This is a genomic window from Acinetobacter sp. CY81 (assembly GCF_059515925.1).
In genome coordinates this window covers 14732-38835 of the sequence record NZ_JCAKNC010000001.1, presented here as the reverse complement: position 1 = coordinate 38835, position 24104 = coordinate 14732, and the positions used below count along the sequence as shown (strand labels likewise).

Annotated in this window: 24 protein-coding genes; 18 read left to right on the top strand and 6 right to left on the bottom strand. The window is 38.1% G+C overall.

Features of this window, described 5'->3' with window-relative positions:
* Nucleotides 1-56: 56 nt before the first annotated feature.
* Together AC5YDM_RS00205 and AC5YDM_RS00200 are read right to left on the bottom strand one after the other, a co-directional pair.
* Nucleotides 57-641: an NAD(P)H-dependent oxidoreductase gene (locus AC5YDM_RS00205; RefSeq protein WP_496150535.1), complete on the bottom strand. Its 585-nt coding sequence runs from the start codon at nucleotides 639-641 to the stop codon at nucleotides 57-59.
* 133 nt (nucleotides 642-774) lie between these two features.
* On the bottom strand, nucleotides 775-1833 hold the full coding sequence (locus AC5YDM_RS00200) for an alkene reductase (RefSeq protein WP_496150112.1): 1059 nt from the start codon (nucleotides 1831-1833) through the stop codon (nucleotides 775-777).
* A 126-nt stretch (nucleotides 1834-1959) separates the two neighbouring features.
* On the opposite strand from AC5YDM_RS00200, the gene AC5YDM_RS00195 reads away from it, so the two are divergent.
* From AC5YDM_RS00195 to purB, 5 genes are all read left to right on the top strand, one after another.
* Nucleotides 1960-2349 (top strand): winged helix-turn-helix transcriptional regulator, encoded by a 390-nt coding sequence (locus AC5YDM_RS00195; protein ID WP_496150111.1) that lies wholly within the window; start codon nucleotides 1960-1962, stop codon nucleotides 2347-2349.
* 211 nt (nucleotides 2350-2560) lie between these two features.
* Entirely contained in the window at nucleotides 2561-3046 is a 486-nt protein-coding gene (locus AC5YDM_RS00190) for an NUDIX hydrolase (RefSeq protein ID WP_496150110.1), read from the top strand.
* Nucleotides 3047-3050: 4 nt separating this feature from the next.
* Complete coding sequence (gene mnmA / locus AC5YDM_RS00185; RefSeq protein ID WP_496150109.1) at nucleotides 3051-4184, top strand: tRNA 2-thiouridine(34) synthase MnmA; 1134 nt, start codon at nucleotides 3051-3053, stop codon at nucleotides 4182-4184.
* A gap of 12 nt (nucleotides 4185-4196) precedes the next feature.
* A complete protein-coding gene (hflD, locus tag AC5YDM_RS00180; protein WP_496150108.1) occupies nucleotides 4197-4928 on the top strand; it encodes a high frequency lysogenization protein HflD in 732 nt (243 codons plus the stop codon).
* Nucleotides 4929-4984: 56 nt separating this feature from the next.
* On the top strand, nucleotides 4985-6373 hold the full coding sequence (purB, locus tag AC5YDM_RS00175; RefSeq protein WP_496150107.1) for an adenylosuccinate lyase: 1389 nt from the start codon (nucleotides 4985-4987) through the stop codon (nucleotides 6371-6373).
* A gap of 402 nt (nucleotides 6374-6775) precedes the next feature.
* Here the strand turns inward: purB and AC5YDM_RS00170 are convergent, their stop codons facing one another.
* Complete coding sequence (locus tag AC5YDM_RS00170) at nucleotides 6776-7015, bottom strand: hypothetical protein (RefSeq protein ID WP_496150106.1); 240 nt, start codon at nucleotides 7013-7015, stop codon at nucleotides 6776-6778.
* 170 nt (nucleotides 7016-7185) lie between these two features.
* Between AC5YDM_RS00170 and AC5YDM_RS00165 the strand changes: the two genes are divergently transcribed.
* Entirely contained in the window at nucleotides 7186-7833 is a 648-nt protein-coding gene (locus tag AC5YDM_RS00165) for a DUF2238 domain-containing protein (protein WP_496150105.1), read from the top strand.
* Between the two features lie 55 nt (nucleotides 7834-7888).
* Here AC5YDM_RS00165 and sohB read toward each other — a convergent pair whose 3' ends face one another.
* Nucleotides 7889-8851 carry a protease SohB gene (gene sohB / locus AC5YDM_RS00160; protein ID WP_496150104.1) on the bottom strand — a complete coding sequence of 321 codons (963 nt, stop codon included), beginning with the start codon at nucleotides 8849-8851 and terminating at the stop codon, nucleotides 7889-7891.
* A 198-nt stretch (nucleotides 8852-9049) separates the two neighbouring features.
* Between sohB and AC5YDM_RS00155 the strand changes: the two genes are divergently transcribed.
* From AC5YDM_RS00155 to ruvB, 4 genes are all read left to right on the top strand, one after another.
* Nucleotides 9050-12298: a DUF6493 family protein gene (locus tag AC5YDM_RS00155; protein WP_496150103.1), complete on the top strand. Its 3249-nt coding sequence runs from the start codon at nucleotides 9050-9052 to the stop codon at nucleotides 12296-12298.
* A 158-nt stretch (nucleotides 12299-12456) separates the two neighbouring features.
* Nucleotides 12457-13797 carry a deoxyguanosinetriphosphate triphosphohydrolase gene (locus tag AC5YDM_RS00150; RefSeq protein WP_496150102.1) on the top strand — a complete coding sequence of 447 codons (1341 nt, stop codon included), beginning with the start codon at nucleotides 12457-12459 and terminating at the stop codon, nucleotides 13795-13797.
* Between the two features lie 127 nt (nucleotides 13798-13924).
* Nucleotides 13925-14527: a Holliday junction branch migration protein RuvA gene (ruvA, locus tag AC5YDM_RS00145; RefSeq protein ID WP_496150101.1), complete on the top strand. Its 603-nt coding sequence runs from the start codon at nucleotides 13925-13927 to the stop codon at nucleotides 14525-14527.
* Nucleotides 14528-14544: 17 nt separating this feature from the next.
* A complete protein-coding gene (gene ruvB / locus AC5YDM_RS00140) occupies nucleotides 14545-15552 on the top strand; it encodes a Holliday junction branch migration DNA helicase RuvB (RefSeq protein WP_496150100.1) in 1008 nt (335 codons plus the stop codon).
* 48 nt (nucleotides 15553-15600) lie between these two features.
* Here the strand turns inward: ruvB and AC5YDM_RS00135 are convergent, their stop codons facing one another.
* A complete protein-coding gene (locus tag AC5YDM_RS00135) occupies nucleotides 15601-16404 on the bottom strand; it encodes a hypothetical protein (protein WP_496150099.1) in 804 nt (267 codons plus the stop codon).
* A gap of 314 nt (nucleotides 16405-16718) precedes the next feature.
* On the opposite strand from AC5YDM_RS00135, the gene ybgC reads away from it, so the two are divergent.
* From ybgC to pal, 6 genes are all read left to right on the top strand, one after another.
* Nucleotides 16719-17126 (top strand): tol-pal system-associated acyl-CoA thioesterase, encoded by a 408-nt coding sequence (ybgC, locus tag AC5YDM_RS00130; protein ID WP_496126987.1) that lies wholly within the window; start codon nucleotides 16719-16721, stop codon nucleotides 17124-17126.
* 23 nt (nucleotides 17127-17149) lie between these two features.
* Nucleotides 17150-17848, top strand: coding sequence for a protein TolQ (gene tolQ, locus AC5YDM_RS00125; protein ID WP_496150098.1), 699 nt, complete (start codon nucleotides 17150-17152; stop codon nucleotides 17846-17848).
* Entirely contained in the window at nucleotides 17848-18303 is a 456-nt protein-coding gene (tolR, locus tag AC5YDM_RS00120; protein ID WP_496150097.1) for a protein TolR, read from the top strand. Before tolQ ends, tolR begins: the two co-directional genes overlap by 1 nt.
* 3 nt (nucleotides 18304-18306) lie before the next feature.
* Nucleotides 18307-19608, top strand: coding sequence for a cell envelope integrity protein TolA (gene tolA, locus AC5YDM_RS00115; RefSeq protein ID WP_496150096.1), 1302 nt, complete (start codon nucleotides 18307-18309; stop codon nucleotides 19606-19608).
* A 162-nt stretch (nucleotides 19609-19770) separates the two neighbouring features.
* On the top strand, nucleotides 19771-21054 hold the full coding sequence (gene tolB, locus AC5YDM_RS00110; RefSeq protein WP_496150095.1) for a Tol-Pal system beta propeller repeat protein TolB: 1284 nt from the start codon (nucleotides 19771-19773) through the stop codon (nucleotides 21052-21054).
* Between the two features lie 27 nt (nucleotides 21055-21081).
* On the top strand, nucleotides 21082-21660 hold the full coding sequence (pal, locus tag AC5YDM_RS00105; RefSeq protein WP_496150094.1) for a peptidoglycan-associated lipoprotein Pal: 579 nt from the start codon (nucleotides 21082-21084) through the stop codon (nucleotides 21658-21660).
* 124 nt (nucleotides 21661-21784) lie between these two features.
* Here the strand turns inward: pal and AC5YDM_RS00100 are convergent, their stop codons facing one another.
* Nucleotides 21785-21970, bottom strand: a complete 186-nt coding sequence (locus AC5YDM_RS00100) for an NF038105 family protein (protein ID WP_496150093.1) — start codon at nucleotides 21968-21970, stop codon at nucleotides 21785-21787.
* A gap of 177 nt (nucleotides 21971-22147) precedes the next feature.
* Here AC5YDM_RS00100 and AC5YDM_RS00095 point away from each other — a divergent pair, with 177 nt between their 5' ends.
* Both AC5YDM_RS00095 and AC5YDM_RS00090 read left to right on the top strand, forming a co-directional pair.
* Entirely contained in the window at nucleotides 22148-23122 is a 975-nt protein-coding gene (locus AC5YDM_RS00095) for a class 1 fructose-bisphosphatase (protein WP_496150091.1), read from the top strand.
* Nucleotides 23123-23177: 55 nt separating this feature from the next.
* Nucleotides 23178-23954 carry a TrmH family RNA methyltransferase gene (locus AC5YDM_RS00090; RefSeq protein WP_496150090.1) on the top strand — a complete coding sequence of 259 codons (777 nt, stop codon included), beginning with the start codon at nucleotides 23178-23180 and terminating at the stop codon, nucleotides 23952-23954.
* Nucleotides 23955-24104: the final 150 nt, after the last annotated feature.

The window sequence follows — 24104 nt, the reverse complement described above, 5'->3', positions numbered from 1 at the left end:
GGGCTATCCTTAGCATTTTAGAATGGTCATAGAACCATTTCTGGTCGATATAATATTTAAGTAAATACTTTATTTAGGTGATCTTTATAGGTGCTTAGATAGTAGGGAACATCCGTATTTTTGATGACATCATTAATCATAAATGTCTCCAATGCGTGCATACCTAAAAACTGATTTGCTTTGTGAAATGAGAAATAAACTCCATCCACACCCACACCCTCAAAGAATTCGTTCGGTTGATTAAATGCTTGAATAGGTGCATTCCATGTTAATGAAAGCATATATTTTTTATTGTGGCTTAACCCTGCTGAGCCATATTGCTTAGATAAATCCTTGCGCGTACGACCATCACTTTCATATAGCTTTCCATGACCAGCACTAAACACCTCATCAATATATTTTTTAAAAATCCAAGGTAAACCCATCCACCAGCCAGGCATCTGATAAATAATTACATCCGCCCAAAGATATTTTTCTACCTCCTCTTCAATATCATAACCATGTTCAACATGAGTGACTCTAACGTTATCACCATTTTTTTCGAGAAAATTTTGGGCAAAGTCAGTCAAAGTGGTGTTCAGTTGTGCTTTAGAGATCAATCCAAACTCAGCAGCACCATTGATAATCAGAATATTCTTCATCATCAGCCATTCTCAATTAAATCAGCTTCTTTAATGATTTGTTTAGTCACATTTCATGCACATTAAATGCAAGAAAATAACCGATTCAATCTTTAACAAAAATCATAAAGAAGCTAATGGTTAACGTTCAAATTTAGTTTGCGAAAGGATAGTCGATATAACCGTGCTCACCACCTGCATAGAAAGTGTCAGGATTAGGCTGTGTTAAAGCCTGTCCATCCTTTAAACGCTCGACAATATCTGGATTTGAAATTGCCATGGTTGCGATAGGGAAAATATCGGCTATATTATTTTCTAAGTCTTTTTCAATGCTTTGAATATCACGTCCAGCTTTAACAAGTAACAGTGGCGTATTTTTTAAAATGGATCTGATTTCTGCTAAGAACTCATCATCACCAAAATAGAATAAATGCACATAAGCTAAAGATAATTTTTCAAGTTCCGTGATCAAATAACGATAAACATCTTTCCAATCTTCATCTTCATGCATCCCCAAGAAGTTCATATTTGGGGATAAACGAATTCCGGTTTTATCAGCACCGATCTGTTGAGCAATTTTTTGCGCCACTTCTAAATGCATTCTTGCTCTATTTTCAATACAACCTCCATATGCATCTGTACGTTGATTCGAGTTTTTATTCAGGAATTGCCACAATAAATAGCCATTAGCTCCATGAATTTCCACACCATCTGCACCTGCATCTATTGCATTTTGAGCAGCTTGAACAAATTCATTTTGTACATGAACAATTTCTGCTGTTTCCAAAGCACGTGGAACTGGTGCATCTTGAGCACCTTCAGCTGTAAAGATCTGTTGAGGGGTTGCAATCGCTGATGGCGCAACAGGAAGCTCACCATCTGTAATAGAAGGATGAGATACGCGGCCCGCATGCATAAGCTGTATAAAAAGGTGTGTATTTTTTGCATGAACCGCTTCAACCACTTTTTTCCATCCCTCAATATGTTCTGGGGCGTAAATACCGGGGCTACCCACATAGCCTTGACCCACTTTAGACGGTTGGGTTCCCTCTGAAATCAATAAGCCTAAAGATGAGCGTTGGTGATAGTATTCGACAGCCAAATCAGAAGGTGTACCATCTGGCAGCGCACGTAATCGTGTCATTGGGGCTAAGGCTAAACGATGCTTAAGCTTTATCGAGCCGATCGAGATTTCATACCAAATATGATTCATTACTCACCTCATTTTTATACTGATTATTTAGTTTTTGACTGTTATTAAAAAATCGTACAGTTTGTTAACAACAGTGACTAGGTATACAATAGTAACCAATAAAAATATTTTCAAGACGGCACTTTTATGTCACAAAGTTACTTCGAGGAAACCACACCACCTGTAGAGAGCGAATGCGCTACAGTCTCATCCATCTTAGCGAGAGTTGGTGATAAATGGTCAGTGCAAACTATCGTATTGTTAGATAAAGAAAAAAAACGCTTTTCTGAACTAAAAAGAGGCATTCCAAACATCTCACAAAAGATGCTGACCTCTACTTTACGTAGCCTTGAAAGAGACGGATTAGTAAAAAGAACCGTTTATCCAACAGTTCCAGTGAAAGTCGAATATGAGTTAACAGATTTAGGGTATTCCCTGTGGGGAGTTGTAGATGCACTGGGACAATGGTCAATAAACAATGTGGGTAAAATAATTGAAGCACGCAAAAAATTTGATCTATCAAATCAAGAACATTGACTTCAATTGAATAAATTGGATGCTAAAGATATGTATCCCCCTATTATTTTGAATAAAAGGAGATAACTGACATTCGTTGAATGAATTAAATTTTGAGTGTCTATTTAAGCAGCGCTTATAGAAATCATCTCAATAAAGAAATCCCCTTTCTACATAGCCACACACTGTAAAATTTTATACAATAGTGCATCCCTTCCCATGGTGCATTTCTATGACTGCTTGGACTGCTCATGTCACCGTCGCAACTGTTGTTGAAAAAGACGGAAAATTCCTCTTTGTCGAAGAACATACAGAAGGTGTGATGCATACTGTTTTTAATCAACCTGCTGGACATGTTGAAGTGGGTGAAACGATTATTGAAGCAGCCATTCGTGAAACCATGGAAGAAACAGGTTATGAGGTTGAAGTTCAATCTTTGCTTGGTATATATACTTATACGCCACCGATGTTTCCTGATCGTACCTATTACAGATTCTGTTTCTTAGCCAAAGAGATTAAGCATCATGTCGATGCTCAGCTTGATACAGATATCATTGGTGCTGTTTGGATGACACTCGATGAACTTGAAATGTCTGCACGTGCTCGTAGTCCACTGGTGATCAAAGCCGTGAAAGACGCAATATCTGGTCAAAAATATCCTTTATCGCTCATTTATGAGCACCAAAATTCTCCTTTAATTTCAAATTTGGATGCTTAATCCTATGCAACAACGTGTCATCGTCGGTATGTCTGGTGGAGTAGATTCATCTGTTTCGGCTGCACTGCTTCTTCAACAAGGATATCAAGTTGAAGGGCTTTTCATGAAAAACTGGGAAGAAGATGACGGTACAGAATACTGCACAGCAATGGAAGATCTTGCTGATGCTCAAGCCGTTTGCGATAAGATTGGTATTAAACTCCATACTGCAAACTTTGCTATGGAATATTGGGATCGTGTATTTGAACATTTCCTTGCAGAATATGCAGCAGGTCGCACGCCAAATCCAGATATTTTATGCAATAAAGAAATTAAATTCCGCGCATTCTTAGATCATGCGATCAACTTGGGCGCGGACTTCATTGCAACGGGTCACTATTGCCGTCGTGGTGAAACTTTAAAAAATTCACGTGGTGAGGAATATGCACCTTTGCTTCGTGGTGTAGACCAAAACAAAGACCAAACCTATTTCTTACATGCTGTTCATGGTCGTGAAATTAATAAGACCTTGTTCCCTGTTGGTGAAATTGAAAAGCCAGAAGTTCGTCGTATTGCGGAAGAACTTGGACTTGCAACAGCCAAGAAAAAAGACTCTACTGGCATCTGTTTTATCGGTGAACGTCGCTTTAATGACTTTTTAAAACAATATCTTCCAGCACAACCCGGAAAAATTGTCTTAGAAAATGGTAAAGAGGTTGGTGATCATCACGGCTTAATGTACTATACGCTCGGTCAACGTGGTGGCATCGGTATTGGTGGCATGAAAGGCGTCGCAGAGGGTGCGTGGTTCGTTCTTCATAAAGATATCGAAGGTAATCGTTTGGTCGTTGGTCAAGGACACGAACATCCTCTCATGCAAAGTACGACTTTGTGGAGTGAAGCGATTGATTGGGTTGCAGGCGAACAAGCGATTCCTGAAACAGGTTTCCGCTGTACTGCCAAAACTCGCTATCGTCAAACCGACCAAGCGTGTGTGATTTTCAATGATGCAAGCATGCCAAATGGTGTCCGTGTTGAATTTGATGAACCACAACGTGCTGTAACCCCAGGACAAAGCGTTGTATTTTACGCAGATGAAGTTTGTTTAGGTGGTGGTGTGATTCATCATACCAATGCACCAAAACCTGATTTTATTTAAGGAATTTCTGGCATGACAGAGTTACCGTTTCAACAGCCTCAAACTCTGAATGTTCGTCAAAATAGAGCGTTGGCTTTGGCAGCTGTGTTTCAATCGACACAGCTCACCCATATGACCGCCCTTTCAGGACGACAGAGCATCGGTGAAAACGGTAACTTCTATTTGGAACAATTGATTAAGGCGAGTCTGAATATTCGACCTCAATCCAATCAAAACTGTCAGACCTTAGATTTTTTCAACCAGCTTGCCGATATTTCCCTCGGACTTAAAACATTAGAAAGTAGCATTACCCAACCTTTTACCTCTTCTCCAAAATCTCGAATTCCCAAATTTGCCAATGCCAAACTGCCAATGTCCTATGCTATGGCCTTGTTGCATTTAGAAAAGAAAGTCTATAGCAATCCAAAATTCGTTGAAATTATTGAAAAATCACAACAAAAAATATTAAAACAACTCTCTTTCTTCGATAACAATTATCTGCATCCAAGTATCATTGCCAATCTTGCTCAAACTTATGTCGAAACAGCGGGTTCGATTAATCCGCGGATTATGGTCAAAGGCAGCGCTGAAGCTTTTAAAGATACAGCACATACCAATCGCATTCGCGCCTCCCTATTTACAGGTTTACAAATGGCGCATTTATGGCGTCAGTCGGGTGGAAGTTCATGGTCAATGATCTTCACCAAACGTAAGCTTTTAAAAGATATTCAAGATCTGGCTCGTTTACAGTTTCAGGTGGTTTAACTGATGCTGTACGAGCTTACTGTTTTTCGTTTAATTCCAATGTCTAAGGAATCGTTATGAACGCTTTAACTGCACTTTCTCCACTTGATGGACGTTACGCGAGCAAATGTGATGCTCTTCGTCCTTTCTTATCTGAGTTCGGTTTAATCCATGCTCGTGTGACTGTAGAAGTACGCTGGTTACAAGCCCTTGCGAATCGTCCAGAAATCACAGAAGTGCCTGCTTTTTCGAACGAAACCAATGCAGCTTTAGATGCGATTGTTGCTGATTTTTCTGAAGATGATGCAAACCGCATTAAAGAAATTGAACGCACTACGAACCATGACGTGAAAGCAGTTGAATATTTCCTTAAAGAAAAAATTGCGCACATTGATGAATTAAAAAATGCAGGTGAATTCATTCACTTTGCATGTACTTCTGAAGACATCAACAACTTGTCACATGCTTTAATGCTAAAAAGCGGTCGTGAAGTGTTAGTGACTGCAATGCAACAAATCATTGACTCAATCGTTGCACTTTCTGAAAAACATGCAGAACAACCAATGTTGTCTCGTACACATGGTCAAACTGCGAGCCCAACGACTTTGGGTAAAGAAATGGCAAACGTGGCTTATCGTTTAGCGCGTCAAATCAAACAATTCCAAAATGTTGAATTGTTAGGCAAGATCAATGGTGCAGTAGGTAACTACAACGCGCATTACTCTGCTTATCCAGAAATCAACTGGCCTGCGCATTCACAAGCATTTGTTGAATCTTTAGGTTTAGAATTCAACCCGTACACCACTCAGATCGAACCACATGATTACATGGCGGAACTTTTTGATGCGTTACGCCGTTTCAACACGATTTTGATCGACTTTAACCGTGACGTTTGGGGTTATATCTCACTTGGTTTCTTCAAACAACGTTTGAAAGAAGGCGAAGTTGGTTCTTCAACTATGCCACATAAAGTAAACCCAATTGATTTCGAAAACTCTGAAGGTAACTTAGGTATTGCAAATGCAGTATTGGGTCACTTAGGTGAGAAACTTCCTGTATCTCGCTGGCAGCGTGACTTAACTGACTCAACTGTTCTTCGTAACATGGGTGTTGGTTTTGCACAAAGCTTAATCGCTTTTGAAGCATGTTCAAAAGGTATTGGTAAACTTGAGTTGAATGCTGACCGTATTCTTGAAGATTTAGACAATGCTCAAGAAGTATTAGCTGAACCAATTCAAACGGTTATGCGTCGTTACAACGTTGAAAAACCATACGAAAAATTAAAAGCACTAACACGCGGTCAAGCAATGACTCGTGACATGATGGTTGATTTCGTGAATGGTAATGAACTTGAAGTTGTGCCTGCTGCTGACCGTGCACGTCTTGCAGAAATGACACCTGCGACTTATACAGGTAATGCTGCAGAACAAGCAAAACAAATTAAAGACTTGATTGCTAAAATCTAAGTTTTAGCGATTAAAAAAGCGAAGCTCAGGCTTCGCTTTTTTTAACTCGAATCAATCAACCTCAAACAAAAAATAAATCATAACTTTTTTTCATTAGTTTTTTAAATAAATTATCGTCATAATATAAATACCTTTATATTAATTTTTTACAAAATATAAAGTATACTCAAATCTCACATATGAATTGAGTATTTATCCATGCCTGACAAAAAGAATTTTTTAATAGCATTTCTTCTAGGAAGTGCCTGTATTCTTCCGCAAAATTATGAGTTTATTTTTGTCAATTTAAACATCTCTCCAAATATCAACATTGCTCCAACCTTCTATTTAGAAAACAGTTAAAGTCCATGTACCATTCAACAAAAAAAGTGGGTTTTTATAACCCACTTTTTTAAATAAATACTAAATTAAAGGACAATACTTCGCCCAATCATCTTTCATTCGTTGCAATTCACAGCCTGTTAAAATATCACTATAGTAGATGTAGTACATACATTCTGGATATTGAATTTTATGACGAAATACTATACCTCTTAAAGAGATAGACAACTCTTCAGGAAAATCATCCGCCAAATTCAGTTCTTCAAACTCATAATTAAAATAACAATTTTGCGTTGCTAAGAATGCTTCTTTAACTGTCATCATCTAACCTAAAAGCAAATAAAAATATTTTATCGGATTTTAACGCTTAAAACCTTCAAACTTGCTCCAACCAGAGTATATCGTTCAATGTTCGTTTAAAAAATGAATAGATATTTTCTGATTTATTTTTCTTATATAATGCCGACAATTCTTATAAAGCCAATAACAATATGATTTACCATTCTTTAACGAGCAAACATTATTTTGTTTTGACTCTACTCATCATTGCCTTAATCATCGCCAGTATAGAACCGCTTGAATACGCCTCTTATGGCTTACATCAAATCGGTACAGCAATCATGCTCGTTTTCTTATTTTACTGCCTTAAAAAAGTAGGTCTAAGTTTTTGGTCATTTGCGCTTTATATTGGATTTTTACTGATACATATCTTAGGCGCACATTATTTATATTCTTATGTTCCCTACAATGATTGGATCGTAACAATTTTTAACTTCGATTTAAATCAAGCGCTGGGCTGGACTCGCAATATGTATGATCGCTTGGTTCATTTTGCATATGGATTACTGCTCTATCCTTTTTTTCTGAGACTATTTCAAGTTTGGTTACCTCAGCTTTCGGCAAAAATTTTATTTATATTGGTGGTTCAATTCGTGATGGCGACAAGTTTGGTTTATGAATGGATTGAATGGTTGATCGCGATTGGCTTATCTCCCGAAGAAGCTGAAAACTATAATGGTCAACAAGGCGATATTTGGGATGCACATAAAGATATGTGGATAGCCACCATCGGTTCAATCCTTTCAGGATTCATTCTGCTATTTAAAGTGGCTGAAAAACCTAACGAAAAGAAAACATGAAAACAAAAAAAGCCAATCATTAGATTGGCTTTTTATTTAACTTAACACTGGCAAATCATAATTTCGGATCACGCATTTGAACTAAATTTGAGTTCGCTTTGCTGAGCGATTCCATCACCTTATTCATCACTGCTGGAATGAAACTATCTGCCATTTGTGCAGCTTGTAAACCTAACTTTTCACCTAAAGTTGGCTTACGGCGAGTCTGAATCAGATAGACATCATGTTGCATCAATAAACTTAGTAGATATTCATCAGAAGTCTGAAGCTTATCCACCAAGTTTAAATCTATCGCATCTTCACCGTACCAATGCTCTCCTGTTGCCACTTTTTCCACATTTAACTGTGGACGGTACTTTTCAACGAAGTGCTTAAACAACTTATGCGTTTGCTGAAGTTCTTCTTCGAACTTGGCTTTGCCCTCTTCCGTATTTTCACCAAACATAGTCACTGTACGTTTATATTGACCCGCGGTATACAGCTCGAAATCAACATTATGTTCTTTTAATAAACGGTTGAAATTCGGTACTTGTGCTACAACACCAATAGATCCTAATACTGCAAATGGCGCAGAAACGATTTCATTGGCAATACACGCCATCATGTAACCACCACTTGCCGCAACCTTATCCACACAAATGGTCAGGTTAAAGCCTGCATCGCGTAAACGAACCAATTGCGCAGCTGCAAGTCCATAACCATGTACCATACCACCTGGGCTTTCTAGGCGCAGTACAACACGATCACGACCTGCTTTTGCAGTCGCAAGAATCAATGTAATTTCTTCACGCAGGCTTTCTACAGCAGATGCTGCCATATCACCTTTAAAATCGAGAACATAAACCTTTTGATTATTCTTTTTACGGGTTTTTGCTTCTTTTGAAAATTGTTGTGACAACTGTAAAAGTTCAAACTTTGATGCTGTATTTTGAGCGATTTTCTTACGTTGTTCGTTAATGCGTGTATTGAGATGCGTTACACGAATTTCTGCAGGTAATTTTGGCAAATGGAATAACATAAAGCTCAATTCTCTAGAATATTTATTTATATTTTTAAGATGAGGTCTTTAGATAAAAAATTCAATGGTTGTTTGCTAATTCTTCTCGGGCTACAGAGCAATCGATGAAATACTGTAACTCCCATCAAAAAGATACTTTCTTTTTATATTATTTTATGTTGATATTTTAAAACTCATAACAACAACTTAACGCATACTATGTTTTTTTTAGACAACATTACAAATCAATCACATACAATAATTTTAATCGCTCAATTTCAGCAATATTTTATTCAACTGAGTTATCAAATAGATTCAGAAATCAATCAAAATATTTTAAGTTTTGATACCGAAGAAGCTTGTAAGCAATACCTTGAGTTGCAATTAAAAACCGCGCATCAAGCTGGATTTAAGGAAAGTCTTCTTTCTAAAAACATTGAATTATCATATCCCAATGAACACAATTGGAAGACGCAACAAGAATTTGAAAAAGACTGTTTAAATACATTCCAAGTCCATCAATTACATCATCTAATTTACTGTGCAGACATTGAGTACGGTCTTAAATTTATTCAGCAATTATCAAAAAAACAACTTAAACAGCATCAACTCATCCTTAAAAAAACGTATAGATTCTGGCATAACAGCTATCTTTTAAACGACGAATTTCTTATTCAAAATCAATTAATTTATCAGACTAAGTATCCTCATAATGCTGAACTTCAATCACAAAATCGTTCAAATAAACACTCATATTACTCTTCACCATATACCAGACGAAGAATAGCCTATCCAGAGCAACTTAATCTGTTCTTTTTAATGGCATGTGGCTTATTTTCACCTGCTAATATTTCAATGGCTTGGTATGAACTCATTGATGGGCTGAATGCCATGGAAAAAAATGAGCAACTTAAACAAGCCATTATTTTACTAAAACCAACTTGGTTTAATAAGCTACTCAGCCGAAACCTAAAAGTGATTCTACAAAATCTAAAGCATGTTGATTATCACTTAATTCGTTTCTTAGAATCTTTAAATTTATTAGATTTTGATGCGCATCTATTTGCACATATCGTTCCCTACATGCGCTATCAAGCTGATTACAATGTTTTGACCGAATATTATGCACAAGATGTATTGAGCATTCAGCGTGATATTCCCCTGTTATTTGAATATGAAAACAATTTAAAAAGTAGAAGCTTTAATAATCATCTCAAAAATGAAACCCCTGTTTGGCAAACGGTATTAGTCAACCTAGTCAATCAAAATAAATTGGACCGAATGCAAACACTGATCCAATGTATCCAAATTCAAGCCAAAGCTTGGAATATGCCAAATAAAGCTTTTTTTAAAAATTTGTTTATTGCCTTACAACCAACATCATCTGAACTCATACGAATCCAAACAGATCAATTCGAAATTTTAAAGTCAGGTTCATCTCCAACAGTACAATTCGTCATTAAAAATTTTAGAACCCTACTTGATCAGCCTGAATTTAATCTCAGCACTTATTTATCTATACTTGAACAAATTAGTCTAACTGAAACAATCAGTTCAGCTATTAAATTAGTTATACCCCAACTTAAAATTGTGATAACTAAATATGAGCAACATCGACAACAATCAATTCAAATCCTGTTTCAACTCTTGATTCAAGCCGACATGAATCAACAACACGAAATTGCGACGCTTATTTCTCAATCTACATCACAATACAATAGTGAAATAAACATTCTTCCCATTCAACTATTCATAGATACGCATCAAGATAGTTTTAAGGGTGATACTTCATCGATATTAAGAAACATAATTAATATAAATCCCTCTCTAGCTCATAGTACTGATCAACTTGAAAAAATAGAATTCAATCACCCAGCTAAAAGCTATCAGTACATTCCGCCTACATTTAACTACTTAGATGAACAGCATCGTTTAGTACTTCAACCTACGTGGGAAAATGTTATAGTAACAACTAAATTTGTACTAAAAAGCCAAGATATCTATGCCGTAGATCAATTTTTTTCTTTGTGGTTAACAACTCGGCATCAACGTCCTGAAGATTTTAAAAATCAATTACAATCCTTTATTAATCGTTTATTTTGTCCTGTCCTAGAACCAATTTTTTTAAGATTATTTCAATCAAGAATGTGGACATATTTTACAGGGAGAATTGACCATGATACGGAACAATACCTAAACTCTCGCCTGAAAGAAAAAACTATTTTAAATTTTTGGGATCAATACATTGATGCATTTTTAGACTATGAAAAACAAGAATCTACATTTGAAATGCTATCTTTACCGAGCCATAAACCAAGTTATCTTGAAGCTAGTGTTTTAGTTGAACGCTGCATTGCTTATGAACAGGCTTCCATCCACTATCATCCTGCTGATCTCTGTCTTGCTTTGTCCCGATTACCCTCTCAGGATTTCACCAAAGCGACACAGTTACTAGGGCAGTTAAAAGATGACACATTAAGAAATTTACTAAATTTTGCCTTTCAGGCTAATCCATCCCTTGAAGCATTACCCCCTGATCAGCTTACACAGATTAATTTAGAGCCCAATTTAAAGGTGCTTTATAGCACTGCTTTAATCACACGTGAGCCATCTGCTCAGTTCAATCAACAACACATGGAACTTCCGCAACGCTTTAACTTAAATCCAGAGCTTCATCCTGTACCTTATCATCTCCATCTTCACCAAATGTATAACAATAAAATTCATATCCAAAAAAATGAAAACAAAACTTCAGTACATTTACTCGTACCAGAAGTTGAAGCTCTAAATAATCTTGATCTCTACGCATTACAATTTAAATTTCATGGTCTACGTAAAATTGATGAATACTTACTTTATAACCCTCGTAAAGCAGATCTCCTTTTCTTCCATCATCTCACCCCGATCAATCACCTTTGGTTAGATCTCAATTATGCTGCAAATGCCTGTTTTTCTGCACAAAAACTAGCCGAACAAACAGGTTTATTATTTAAGCGAATGTTAGAACCAGATTATCAACTGAATTGTTATTCGATTTATCTGTTAACAAGTTCATTTTATCAAACGAATAAAGATTTAAGACAAGCTGCAATTGATGTTTTGAAAAATGCCATATCGAAGCAATCGCTACAATTAGACTACATGGGACAGCATTTAGCTGAACTCATTCATTGTTGTTATGGTTCGCTTAAAAAACCTTTGAATGCCCTAGAAGAATTGGCACAGCTGTCGACTTTGCATCAAAATGCTGTATTACAAATACTTGAAGGTATTTTTTACCAAACCCCGATTACTCCTGAACTCCCACGTGATTTCAAAAAGTTTTTTGAACTGTACTATCAGTTGATGGTAAAACAAAATGTTGATTTAGATATTTCTACTCAAACAGCATTACAACAGTGGCAAATACAACATCAATCACTAAAACCTATTATTCAAAAGCTAATGAACTTTAAATTGGCTGCATAAATTCAAATATGTAGAAGTATATTAATCTCACCAAGAGACATACTTAAAAATTGAGTGCTTTACACCATGAGACTGCAAGACAAATTATGTCGCAGTACTCTAGTGCATTGCTTCAATTTTTGGCATGATCAACTCAAATAACGAAAGAATAAGCATCAATGACTCAAATGCGATGGTTAGAACTGCTTTCTACAGTTCGAATTGGAAGTACTAAACAAAATACTGAACAAGCACGTAGCCCATTTCACAAAGATTACGACCGCATTATTTTTTCTCAGAGTTTTCGTCAACTCAATCGTAAGACCCAAGTTCATCCACTGACGCAACATGATGGCATCCATACACGATTGACTCACTCTTTAGAAGTCTCTTGTATCGGTCGATCACTAGGTATGCTCGCAGCTGAAAAAATCCGTGATGAATTACCCATGTGGATTTCCCCAGCCGATGTGGGTGCAATTATTCAAGCGGCTTGTTTGGCACATGATATTGGCAATCCGCCTTTTGGGCATGCAGGTGAATACGCCATTCGTGAATGGTTCGACGATGCCTCCCATGGGGATTTCCTCAAAGCCCTTTCAGCTGAACAACAAGCCGACGTTCGCCAGTTTGAAGGCAATGCACAAGGTCTAAGACTACTCACCAAAATTGATTATCATCCAAATAATGGTGGTATGCGCCTTACTTACGCAACCTTAGGGGCTTACTTAAAGTACCCGTGGTTATCAAAAACCATCGACTCACAAGGCAACACCCCTGCAAATAAACGTGCGAAGTTTGGTTGTTACCAGTCTGAAAAAGAAATTCTCAAGCAAATTGGTGAGCAACTGGGTTTAATCCAATATGGCGAATATCATTTCTCACGTCATCCACTAACCTATCTGTTAGAAGCCGCAGATGACATTTGTTATGCGCTGATTGATCTAGAAGATGGCATTATTTTAAATATGCTCTCTTATGAAGAAGTTGAACCAATTTTTCTTGATCTGATTGGTGATTATGGAAAGCCGTCTGAATTAGCGATGCCTTTTACCACTTGGCAACAAAAAATTGCAGCACTTCGTGGTCGTGTAATGAAGCGATTGGTTGATGAAGTAACCACTGCTTTTGCCAAACATCATTTTGAAATCCTGTCTGGTCAACTCAAAGGCAGTTTATTGCAATATTGTTCACCTGATATTGAATATGGAATTGATAAAGCGAAAAATTTAGCGCGTGAAAAGATCTTTGAACATCCACAAAAGTCAGGTTTAGAAATTATTGCACATCAAAGTTTACAACATATTTTAGATGCCTTTATTCCACTAACTACACCTGACAAGGTACATAGTTTTAAAGAAGGTCGCCTACTTTCGATTATTTCAGGATTAGGGGTTCGTTTTAGTGATGATCACTATGACAATATCATGCAAGTCCTAGATATTATTTCGAAATTTTCAGACCATCAGGCGTATAACTTAGCTCAAGAGCTACAAGGGAATAAGGTTGGATTTCTTTAATCATTCATCTCAGAAGATTATATTCTTCAAATAATTCAATTTATCTCGTTTTATCGTAGTTGTTCTTTTGCGTTTCATGGCAATCAACACTACTATTCAACCATCAACAAAGAAGTGAATAAATTCAATGATCGGATGTCTAATTGGTGAGGTGCTTGCCTTAGAAGCACCAACAGTTCTACTCAATGTAAATGGTGTGGGTTATGAAATTGACACCCCTCTCTCTACATTTTGCCAATTACAAAAAGGTCAAAAAGTTACGCTTTGGACGCATTTAGCCGTTCGTGAAGATGCTCAATTGCTTTATGGTTTTATGCATCAACAAGAAAAAATTATTTTTAGAACACTTTTAAAAGTCAATGGTGTAGGTCCTAAAATGGCTTTGGGCATTCTTTCGACTTTAAGCGTTGAAATGCTCATTCACACTGTTGAACATGGTGATGTCAAAACTTTAGTGAAAGTTCCAGGTGTAGGTGCGAAAACAGCTGAACGCCTGATGATCGAACTTCGTGATCGTTTCAAAAATTTTGCGGTATCTGGTGGTTCTACAAATGCCAATACCTCACAAATCCAATTTACAGGTAATTCAGCTGTGGCTGAAGCGGAAGCTGCACTTCAATCTTTAGGTTACAAGCCTGCCGAAGCACAAAAACTGATTAATGCAGTAAAAGCAGAATATACTGAAGCAGCTGATATCATTCGTGCAGCTTTAAAATCGATGAATAAATAGGTTAAATCAGCTCAACTATGCAAGACCGTATTATCAGTGGTTCTGAAAAACCAGAAGATCATTTTGATCGCGCTATTCGCCCAACCTCTTTGGAAGACTACATTGGTCAGCCTGTGGTACGTGAGCAAATGGAAATTTTCATTGGTGCTGCTCGTGGTCGCGGTGAAGCCCTTGATCATACTCTGATTTTTGGTCCTCCCGGACTAGGTAAAACCACGCTTGCGAATATTATTGCACGTGAAATGGGTGGTAACCTCAAATCAACTTCTGGTCCTGTATTGGAACGCGCAGGTGATTTGGCAGCAATGCTGACCAACCTTGAAGAAGGCGACGTTTTATTTATTGATGAAATTCATCGTCTTTCTCCTGTGATTGAAGAAATTCTCTATCCTGCCATGGAAGATTATCAACTCGATATCATGATTGGTGAAGGTCCTGCTGCGCGTTCAATTAAGTTGGATTTACCACCGTTTACTTTGGTAGCAGCAACGACGCGTGCTGGTCTTCTGACCTCTCCGCTACGTGATCGCTTTGGTATTGTTCAACGTTTAGAGTTTTATTCTGTTGAAGATTTGACGCATATCGTAGCGCGTTCTGCAAACTTGATGGATGTACCGACCACAGCTGAAGGTGCTCAAGAGATTGCACGACGTGCACGTGGTACGCCGCGTATTGCCAACCGTTTACTGCGTCGTGTACGTGACTATGCTCAGGTCAAAGGCACAGGTGAAGTCACACAAGAAATGGCTCAACGCGCTTTAGACATGTTAAATGTTGATAAAGATGGCTTGGATACACTGGATCGTCGTTATTTGTCGATGTTACTTGAGCGTTTTGATGGTGGTCCTGCAGGGGTTGAAGCTTTGGCGGCAGCAATGGCGGAAGACTCAGGCACACTTGAAGATGTGATTGAGCCTTATTTGATTCAGCAAGGTTATGCAATGCGTACTGCACGTGGTCGTATTGCAACCAATCAGGCTTATTTACAGTTTGGGATGACACCGCCAGAGCCGAAAGAGAAATAATGTTATTAAAGAACATGAAAATTCATATGATTTTCATGTTACCCCAACTTAAATTATAGATTCATCCTTCAAAATTTGTATAAGAGCTAACTCTACATCTGCTATATATTGCTGATATTCTTTAATCGAAACGTCAAATTCTTGCTTTTTATTTCTGATCAAATAATCTTGTAATTCAAATGCTTTCTTATCCAACTCGTGAATATGATTGACAATACTAATTAATGTAGCATCACCATACCAGTTGTATATTGAAAATCTTAATAAAACTTTTGAATCTAATAAAATTTTTAGCCTATTTCTCATATCATCAATTATTTGTCTCTCAAAACTTTCTATTTCCGATTTTGATTCAAAATGAAAATCTCTAAGCTCTTGAGCCAAGACAAACATATGCATACGATAACTTTCGCTTTTACTTAAATAATCTATAGAAGCATTCTTCAAATCAGTATACTTCTTATTCAAAAAATCAATTTTATGATTTTTTACAAATAGATCATTTTGATTTTTCACTAATTTTTCATTTGATTCTTTAGTAACTTCCTCAGAACTTTTAATTTGAGCTACAACAACTTCAAATGCTTGCTTAGTTAATGCAAAACTTCTAACTCCAAACCAATACGCTAATAATGTCGCAGACATTGCGAGGCAAACCGCTATCCCAGTTGCATAATCAAAAGATGTATTGGAAATATCAACACTTTTATCAAATGCTTTTTCAGATACAAGACTTGCCTGTTTGAATGATTCAATCGCCGTCGTATCTGTAGAAACATTCAAGTCCAAATAAATTTTCTTAGCATCAGTCTGCTGTAAAACGACAGTCTGCGTATTTTCTAATTGACTCAATTCTTTCCCCAAAAAACCTATAATTATTTTAACAATTAGATTGTATTTTAAACTATTCAGTGATTAAACATTCCAAAAATCAACAACTAAAATAATGACTTCATTATTGAGTCTATGAATTTTAAAGCCAAATGAATTGATTGAATGACGAAACAATTGAAACCTTGTGCCATTGGACTGAAACTTGAGAGTGATAAACTGCGAGCCTTTGCAGTACATTGTTCTGAGCAAATATTTTGTGCACCATGTTCAAAATAGAAGAACAATAGATTCACCAAAAATCCAAGATCCAAAGCTAGAAATGGGAAATGAATATGGCGAACAAATTTGAATTTCAAATTCGTGTATATATAGAAGATACCGATGCAGGAGGTATTGTTTATCACGCCAATCACATCCGCTTTATGGAACGTGCTCGTACAGAATGGTTACGTGCTTCAGGTATTTCACATTATTGGCATCAAAAAGATTACAACTTTGTCGTGCACAAAATCGGGTTAAAATACTCGCGTCCAATCCTCATGGATGATTTAATTACTGTTACAGCGAGTGTAGTTTCGTGTAAAGCCACGTCTTTTGTATTGCAACAAAATATTTATCGTGGTGAAATCATGCTAGCTTCTGGCGAGGTAGAATTAGCGTGTATTAGCGCTGAAATGAGACCGCTAAGAATTCCGAATGAAATCCGTGATTTGATCCAAAGAGAATTAAATCACGAATAAAAATACTATTGGCACATGTAACTATGGCAACACAACTAGAATCTTCGCTTCAAATTTCAGATCTCATCTTACAGGCGAGCCCTGTTGTTCAATTGGTCATGCTGGTCTTAGTACTGGCATCCCTGTTGAGTTGGTACCTCATTGCCAAGTTACATATGACCTTTAAAAAAGCCAAACAAGGCGATGACCATTTCCAAAAAGTGTTTTGGTCAGGCGCTGAATTAAATACGCTTTATAACAATGCTCAAGTCAATTCAAAACGTGATGGTTTGGAGGACGTTTTTTACAATGGTTTTGGTGAATTTCTTAAACTCAAAAAAACCAAAGCAGATTTAACTCATACCATTGATGGTACAGAACGCATTTTACGTGTCGGTTTAAGTCGTGACCAAGGTCGCATGGAAAATGGTTTAGGTGCGCTTGCGAGTATTGGTTCAGTTGCACCTTATATCGGTCTATTTGGTACGGTATGGGGCATCATGAATGCCTTTATTGGTCTTGCTCAAGTCGATCAAGTGACGCTTGCAACGGTTGCACCAGGTATTGCCGAAGCACTTATTGCAACTGCAATTGGTTTATTTGCAGCTATTCCAGCCGTTTTAGCATTTAACCATTACACTTCAAAAAGTGAAGAAGTTTATTCGGATCGTGCATTATTTGCAGAAGAAATGGTGGCGCTATTACAACGTCAATCTGTGGGAACTACACAGGATTCTGAATAATGGCTATTCAACGTTCAGGACGTTTTGATCGCGTTAAAAAACCGCTTAAAAGTGATATGAATGTCGTCCCTTATATTGACGTCATGTTGGTACTTTTAGTGATTTTCATGGTAACTGCACCGATGATTACCAGTGGGATCAAAGTAGATTTGCCTGAAGCAAACGGCACACCTATCGAGTCGAAAGACACCCCTGCTATGGTCAGCATTGACGCTGATGGACGTTACTTCTTAAAACATAAAGAAAATACCTTAAATGAACCATTGAGCTTAAGCGAACTAACAACACTTTTAAGCAGTGCTCAAGCACAGGCTCAAACTGAAAATAAACAGCTTACCGTGGTCATTGAAGGTGAAAAAACACGCCCTTATGGTGAAGTCATCGCTTTAATGTCTAGTCTTCAAGATGCGGGTTTAACTCAAGTTGGACTGCTGACCACTGAGTCTGAAAAATAAGTTATGAATGATTCTAAAAAGCCACTTTCTAAAGAAACCAAAATTGCACTGGGCTTTACCGCCGCAGTGCACGTGGTGGCAATTACAGGCTTACTTTTCTTGGGAATGACTCAACACCCTGAACCACCCAAGCAAATTAAAACCATCCTCATCAAACCTGAGGATCTGATCCCGCCTGAACCTAAGCCTTTAGTGGAATCAGATGCGACTGAAACAGCACATGAGAATATTCAAGCCGATATTCAACAAACAGCTGAACCTGTACAAGATGCACCCAATCTTCCAACAGTAGCTCCCCCTTTACCTAAAGTGGATACTGCTCAAAAACAAGCCTTAGCAGCAGAACAAAAAGCTGCCGAGCAAAAAGCCGTTCAGGCTGCAAAAGCCGCTGAACAAGCAAAGGCGAATGCAGCTCAAAAGGAACGTGAAGCAAAAGCGGATGCAAATAATAAAGCCAAAGCAGAGGCTGCAGCACAAGCCAAAGCTGAAGCAGCTCAAAAAGCCAAGCAAGAAGCGGCTCAAAGAGCAAAAGCTGAGGCGACAAAAGCAAGACAAGATGCTTTAAATAAAGCTAAAGCGGATGCGGCTGAAAAAGCAAAACGTGATGCTGCTGCGAAAGCTAAAACTGATGCAGTAAATAAAGCCAAAGCAGATGCTGCTGCAAAAGCTAGAACTGATGCAGCCAATAAAGCCAAAGCAGATGCCACTGCGAAAGCTAGAACCGATGCAGCAAACAAAGCCAAAGCAGATGCTGCTGCGAAAGCTAGAACCGATGCAGCCAATAAAGCCAAAGCAGATGCTGCTGCGAAAGCTAGAACCGATGCACCCAATAAAGCCAAAGCAGATGCCGCTGCAAAAGCTAGAACCGATGCAGCAAACAAAGCTAAAGCGGATGCCGCTGCAAAAGCTAGAACCGATGCAGCAAACAAAGCTAAAGCGGATGCTGAAGCAAAAGAACGTGCCGCAGAGGAAGCTCGTGCATCTTCTGCACAAAAAGCGAAAGAAGAAGCCGCCAACAAAAAAGCTGAGGCTCGTAAAATTGCCTCTTCTGCTAAACGTGACTTTGAGAATAAAGTCAAAAATGCGTGGCGTATGCCACTTAACTCTTCGGGTCAACGAGCGACTGCACGTGTGAACTTAAGTGATAGTGGTTCTGTGACCAGTGTGGTCGTTAATGCATCTGATCCAGATGTAAAAGCCAGTGTTGAACAAGCTGTACGAGCAGCTGCACCCTACCCAATGCCATCTGATCCAGATGCACGTAGTCAAGCAAGAAGTTTTACAGCGTCCTTCACTGTAAAATAAACGCGTAAAATCCTTAGAATATGAATACCCTACTTCGGTAGGGTTTTTATTTATAATTCATTGAATATTCATAATTACATGCTTTATATAGATTAAAATCATGTCATTATGCTACAAAGCAACAACTATCTAAAAATTAGTATTTTGAGTACGTGACACACCATGAAGATGATCTCTAAACACGTTTTGAGTCTCGCTATTATTGCGACGTTTATTCCTGCTTTTATAACAACCGCAAATGCTCAATTGCATTTGGAAATTGCCAAAGCGCCTGAACAAGCACCGAAAATTGCCATTGTTCCTTTTAGCAATGATGCTTCTCTTTATCCGATTATTGAGCAAGATTTAAATCGTTCAGGTCGTTTCAGCAGTGCTTCTAAAAATTTACCTGCAACTGCCACAATGAACAATCCAAATGGTGCAGCATGGAAATCTGCTGGTGTTCCTTATATCGTAACAGGTGATGTCAAGAAAAATGCTGATGGTTCTTTAAATGTTCATTACCAACTCTATGATGTCGAAAAGCAAACTTATTTATTGAATGAATTACTCACTGTACCTGCTTCACGTCTGCGTTCTGCAGGACACATGATCAGTGATACGATTTATGAAGCGATTACAGGTATCAAAGGTGATTTTAGTGGTCGTATTGCGTATGTGTTACGTAATCCTGCAACCCCTGATACACGCTATACACTTCAAATCGCAGATACAGACGGTGAACAGCCACGTACGATTTTAAGTTCACGTGATCCAATTTTATCGCCTGCATGGACACCTGATGCGAAGAAAATTGCTTATGTATCCTTTGAAACCAAACGTCCTGCGATTTATGTACAAGATTTAGCGACAGGTCAACGTGAGAAATTGGCAGGTTTCCGTGGATTAAACGGCGCTCCAAGCTTCTCGCCTGATGGTAAAAGCATGCTGTTTACTGCATCTATGCATGACAACCCTGAAATCTACCAAATGGATTTGAGTACGCGTCAAGTCAAGCGTATGACAAATGACACTGCAATTGATACAGAAGCACGCTACACACCCGATGGTAAAGGCTTTATCTTCACCTCTGACCGTGGTGGCTCAGCACAAATTTATCGCTACAGTTTTACCGATGGTTCAACTAAGCGTCTTACGTTCCGTGGTGCATTTAATGCCCGTGGCTCACTGAGTGCAGATGGTAAATACGTAGCTTTGGTACATCGCCCATCGGGTAGTAATTACAAAGTTGCGATTCAAGAGATTTCAACTGGTATTACCAATATTTTGACACCGACCAGTTTAGATGAATCTCCAAGTTTCTCTCCAAACGGTCAAATGGTGGTGTATGCAACCCGTGAAAATAGCCGTGGTTTGCTCTCTATCATGTCAACCGATGGTCGCTTCCGCATGAATTTACCAAGTGAACAAGGTGAAGTACGCGAACCAGCTTGGGCACCTAAATAATCTATTTTTAATTTCAAGGAGATGAACATGAACGCTATTAAGACTTTCGCTTTACCACTCATTGCCGTTAGTTTAATCATGACAGGTTGTGCAACACGTAAACCGACGACCGATCTTAACAATGATCCGTCTAGCAATGTTCCAAGCACATCGACTACAGTAAACACGTCTGGTTTAAGTGAAGATGCTGCGCTAAATGCTCAAAACCTAACTGGTGCTTCAGCGAAAGGCGTAACGGAAGCCAATAAATCATTCTTAGCAAAACGTGCTGTTCATTTTGATTATGACAGCAGTGAATTATCAAATGAAGATTACCAAACGCTTCAAGCACATGCTCAATTTTTAAATGCCAATGCAAACTCTAAAATTGCATTAACAGGTCATACGGATGAACGTGGTACACGTGAATACAACATGGCTTTGGGTGAACGTCGTGCTAAAGCAGTTCAAAGCTATTTAATCACCAATGGTGTAAATGCTACTCAGCTTGAAGCAGTGAGCTATGGTAAAGAAATGCCAATCAATGCAGGACACAATGAAGCTGCGTGGAAAGAAAACCGCCGCGTAGAATTAAACTATGAAGCTGTTCCACCTCTTCTAAAATAATTTATTTTAGATAGTCGATTTCAAAAATAAAAAAGCGCTCCATTTGATGAGCGCTTTTTTATACGTCTTTAAACTTAAAAATTGCAAGTAAGCGTATATGTAGAACTTTGCTTGTGTGTAGAGTTTAGCTTTGAGATTCTGGCATGGGATGAGCTTGCATAGACTCAATCATGTCATGCTTATTAAAGTCTTTATATTCAGGCTTAGACTCATATTCTTTCCAAGCTTCTTTCGATTTTTCAGTACTTACACTTTGAACATCGAAAGCTTCACCCGCTGTTGGAGTCGCCTCAAACTTTTGAATGGTCATATTAGTGCTCCTTGTATTTTAATCATCCACTCTATCAACATAGCATGTTCTAAAACTCTTTCAAGCCTAAAATCACCACATTTTTCGAATAAGGTTTCTATTTTGATTCGAACTCTCTAAAATAGACACCAATCAATGTATTGCTATATTTTTAACGCTTTTTGGAGCTCATTTGCTATGTCTTACCGCACCCTCTCCCAATATTTAGAACAACAACAAGGGAATCTAACACCTGAACTTTCTGATGTCATTGATACCATTGCTACGACATGCAAAAGCATTGATCTTTTACTACAAAAAGGCGCTTTAGCAGGCGTTTTAGGTAGTGCTCAAAATGAAAATGTTCAAGGTGAAGAGCAAAAGAAACTTGATGTTATCTCTAATGATTATTTGATTGATGCATTGAAAATCAATCCAAATGTCGGTGGTTTAGCATCTGAAGAACTTGATGATTTCACTCCTGCACAAGAAAATGGTAAATACCTTGTATTATTCGATCCACTTGATGGTTCAAGTAATATCGACATTAACATGTGTGTAGGTACGATTTTCTCTATTCTTCCTGCTCAAAAAGCAGTAACGACGTCTGAAGACTTCATGCAAGCGGGTACACAACAAGTCGCTGCGGGTTATGTATTATATGGTCCATCAACCATGATGGCACTGACTGTAGGCGCAGGCACTGTATTCTTTACTTTTGACCCTGAATCAAAAGAATTCCTACTGACTTCTGAAAATGTTCAAGTGGGTGCAGATACCAAAGAATACGCAATTAATGCATCAAATCAACGTCATTGGGAAGCACCTGTTCAACGTTATATTGATGAATTACTTGCAGGTAAAACTGGCCCACGTGCGAAAGATTTCAACATGCGTTGGGTAGCATGCATGGTGGGTGATATTCACCGTATCCTTTGTCGTACAGGTATTTTCATGTACCCATACGATACGAAAGATCCTCAAAAAGCAGGTCGTTTACGCTTAATGTATGAAGCAAACCCGATGAGTATGTTGATGGAACAAGCTGGCGGCGCATCTACAACAGGTCGTGTACGTATTTTAGACATCCAACCGACTGACCTTCATCAACGTGTTCCTGTGGTGATTGGTTCTAAAAACGAAGTTGATCTAGTCACTCAATACCACAATTAATTTTACTTATAGTAGGAGTTAAATCTCTATTTAGCTCCTATGGATTTATAAAACCATGGCAATGATTTATCTTGAATCAAAAGACAACCCCAAAATTAAGCACTTACGTGGTTTAATTGAGCAAAATACTTACCGTAAAAAACAAGGACAAACGGTTCTTGAAGGTACGCATTTATGTCTCGCTTGGCTTGAGAAAAAACGTCAAATCACTTCGATTTTCACGACTGAAAAAGCGATTGAACATCCTGATTTCGACAAGATTGCAGAGCTATATGCAGGGAATGTTTTTGTTATTGGCGAATCGCTTTATAAAGAAATTAGTACCCTAGGTACAAGCTTAGCTTGCTTGGCAGTTGTAGATATTCCATCTTCAAGTCATTCACTAAACTTTGATGCAGACACTTTAGTGCTTGAAAATGTTCAAGACCCGGGTAATGTTGGTACACTTTTACGTTCAGCTGCTGCAGCAGGGATTACACAAATTGTCTCTACAAAGGGTTCAGCATCGCTGTGGTCTCCACGTGTTCTAAGAGCGGGCATGGGTGCACACTTCGCTGTAAATACCTATGAAAATGTTGAACTTGAAGATATCTTGTCTAAATTCACGATTCCAGTTTATGTGACCAGCTCACATGAATCTGAAAGTTTATACAGCAAAGATCTTAGCCAACCAAGCGTTTGGATTCTAGGCAATGAAGGTCAAGGTGTATCAGAGTATGCACTTGCAAACGCGGCTGCTGTCTCTATCCCTCAACCGGGTGGTCAAGAGTCCCTTAACGTGGCTATTGCGGGTTCAATCTGCTTCTTTGAAATGGTTCGCCAACGCATCTAAATGGTTAATTTATATTAACCATCTCCCCCTCATCTGGGAAAATCATTTAAACTGCTAAAAATAGTTGCTTTAATTGTCAACCTATCATTATTTTTATACGTTATATAAGTATGACATTAAGAATAATGGTGGGTACCCAATGACGGGATT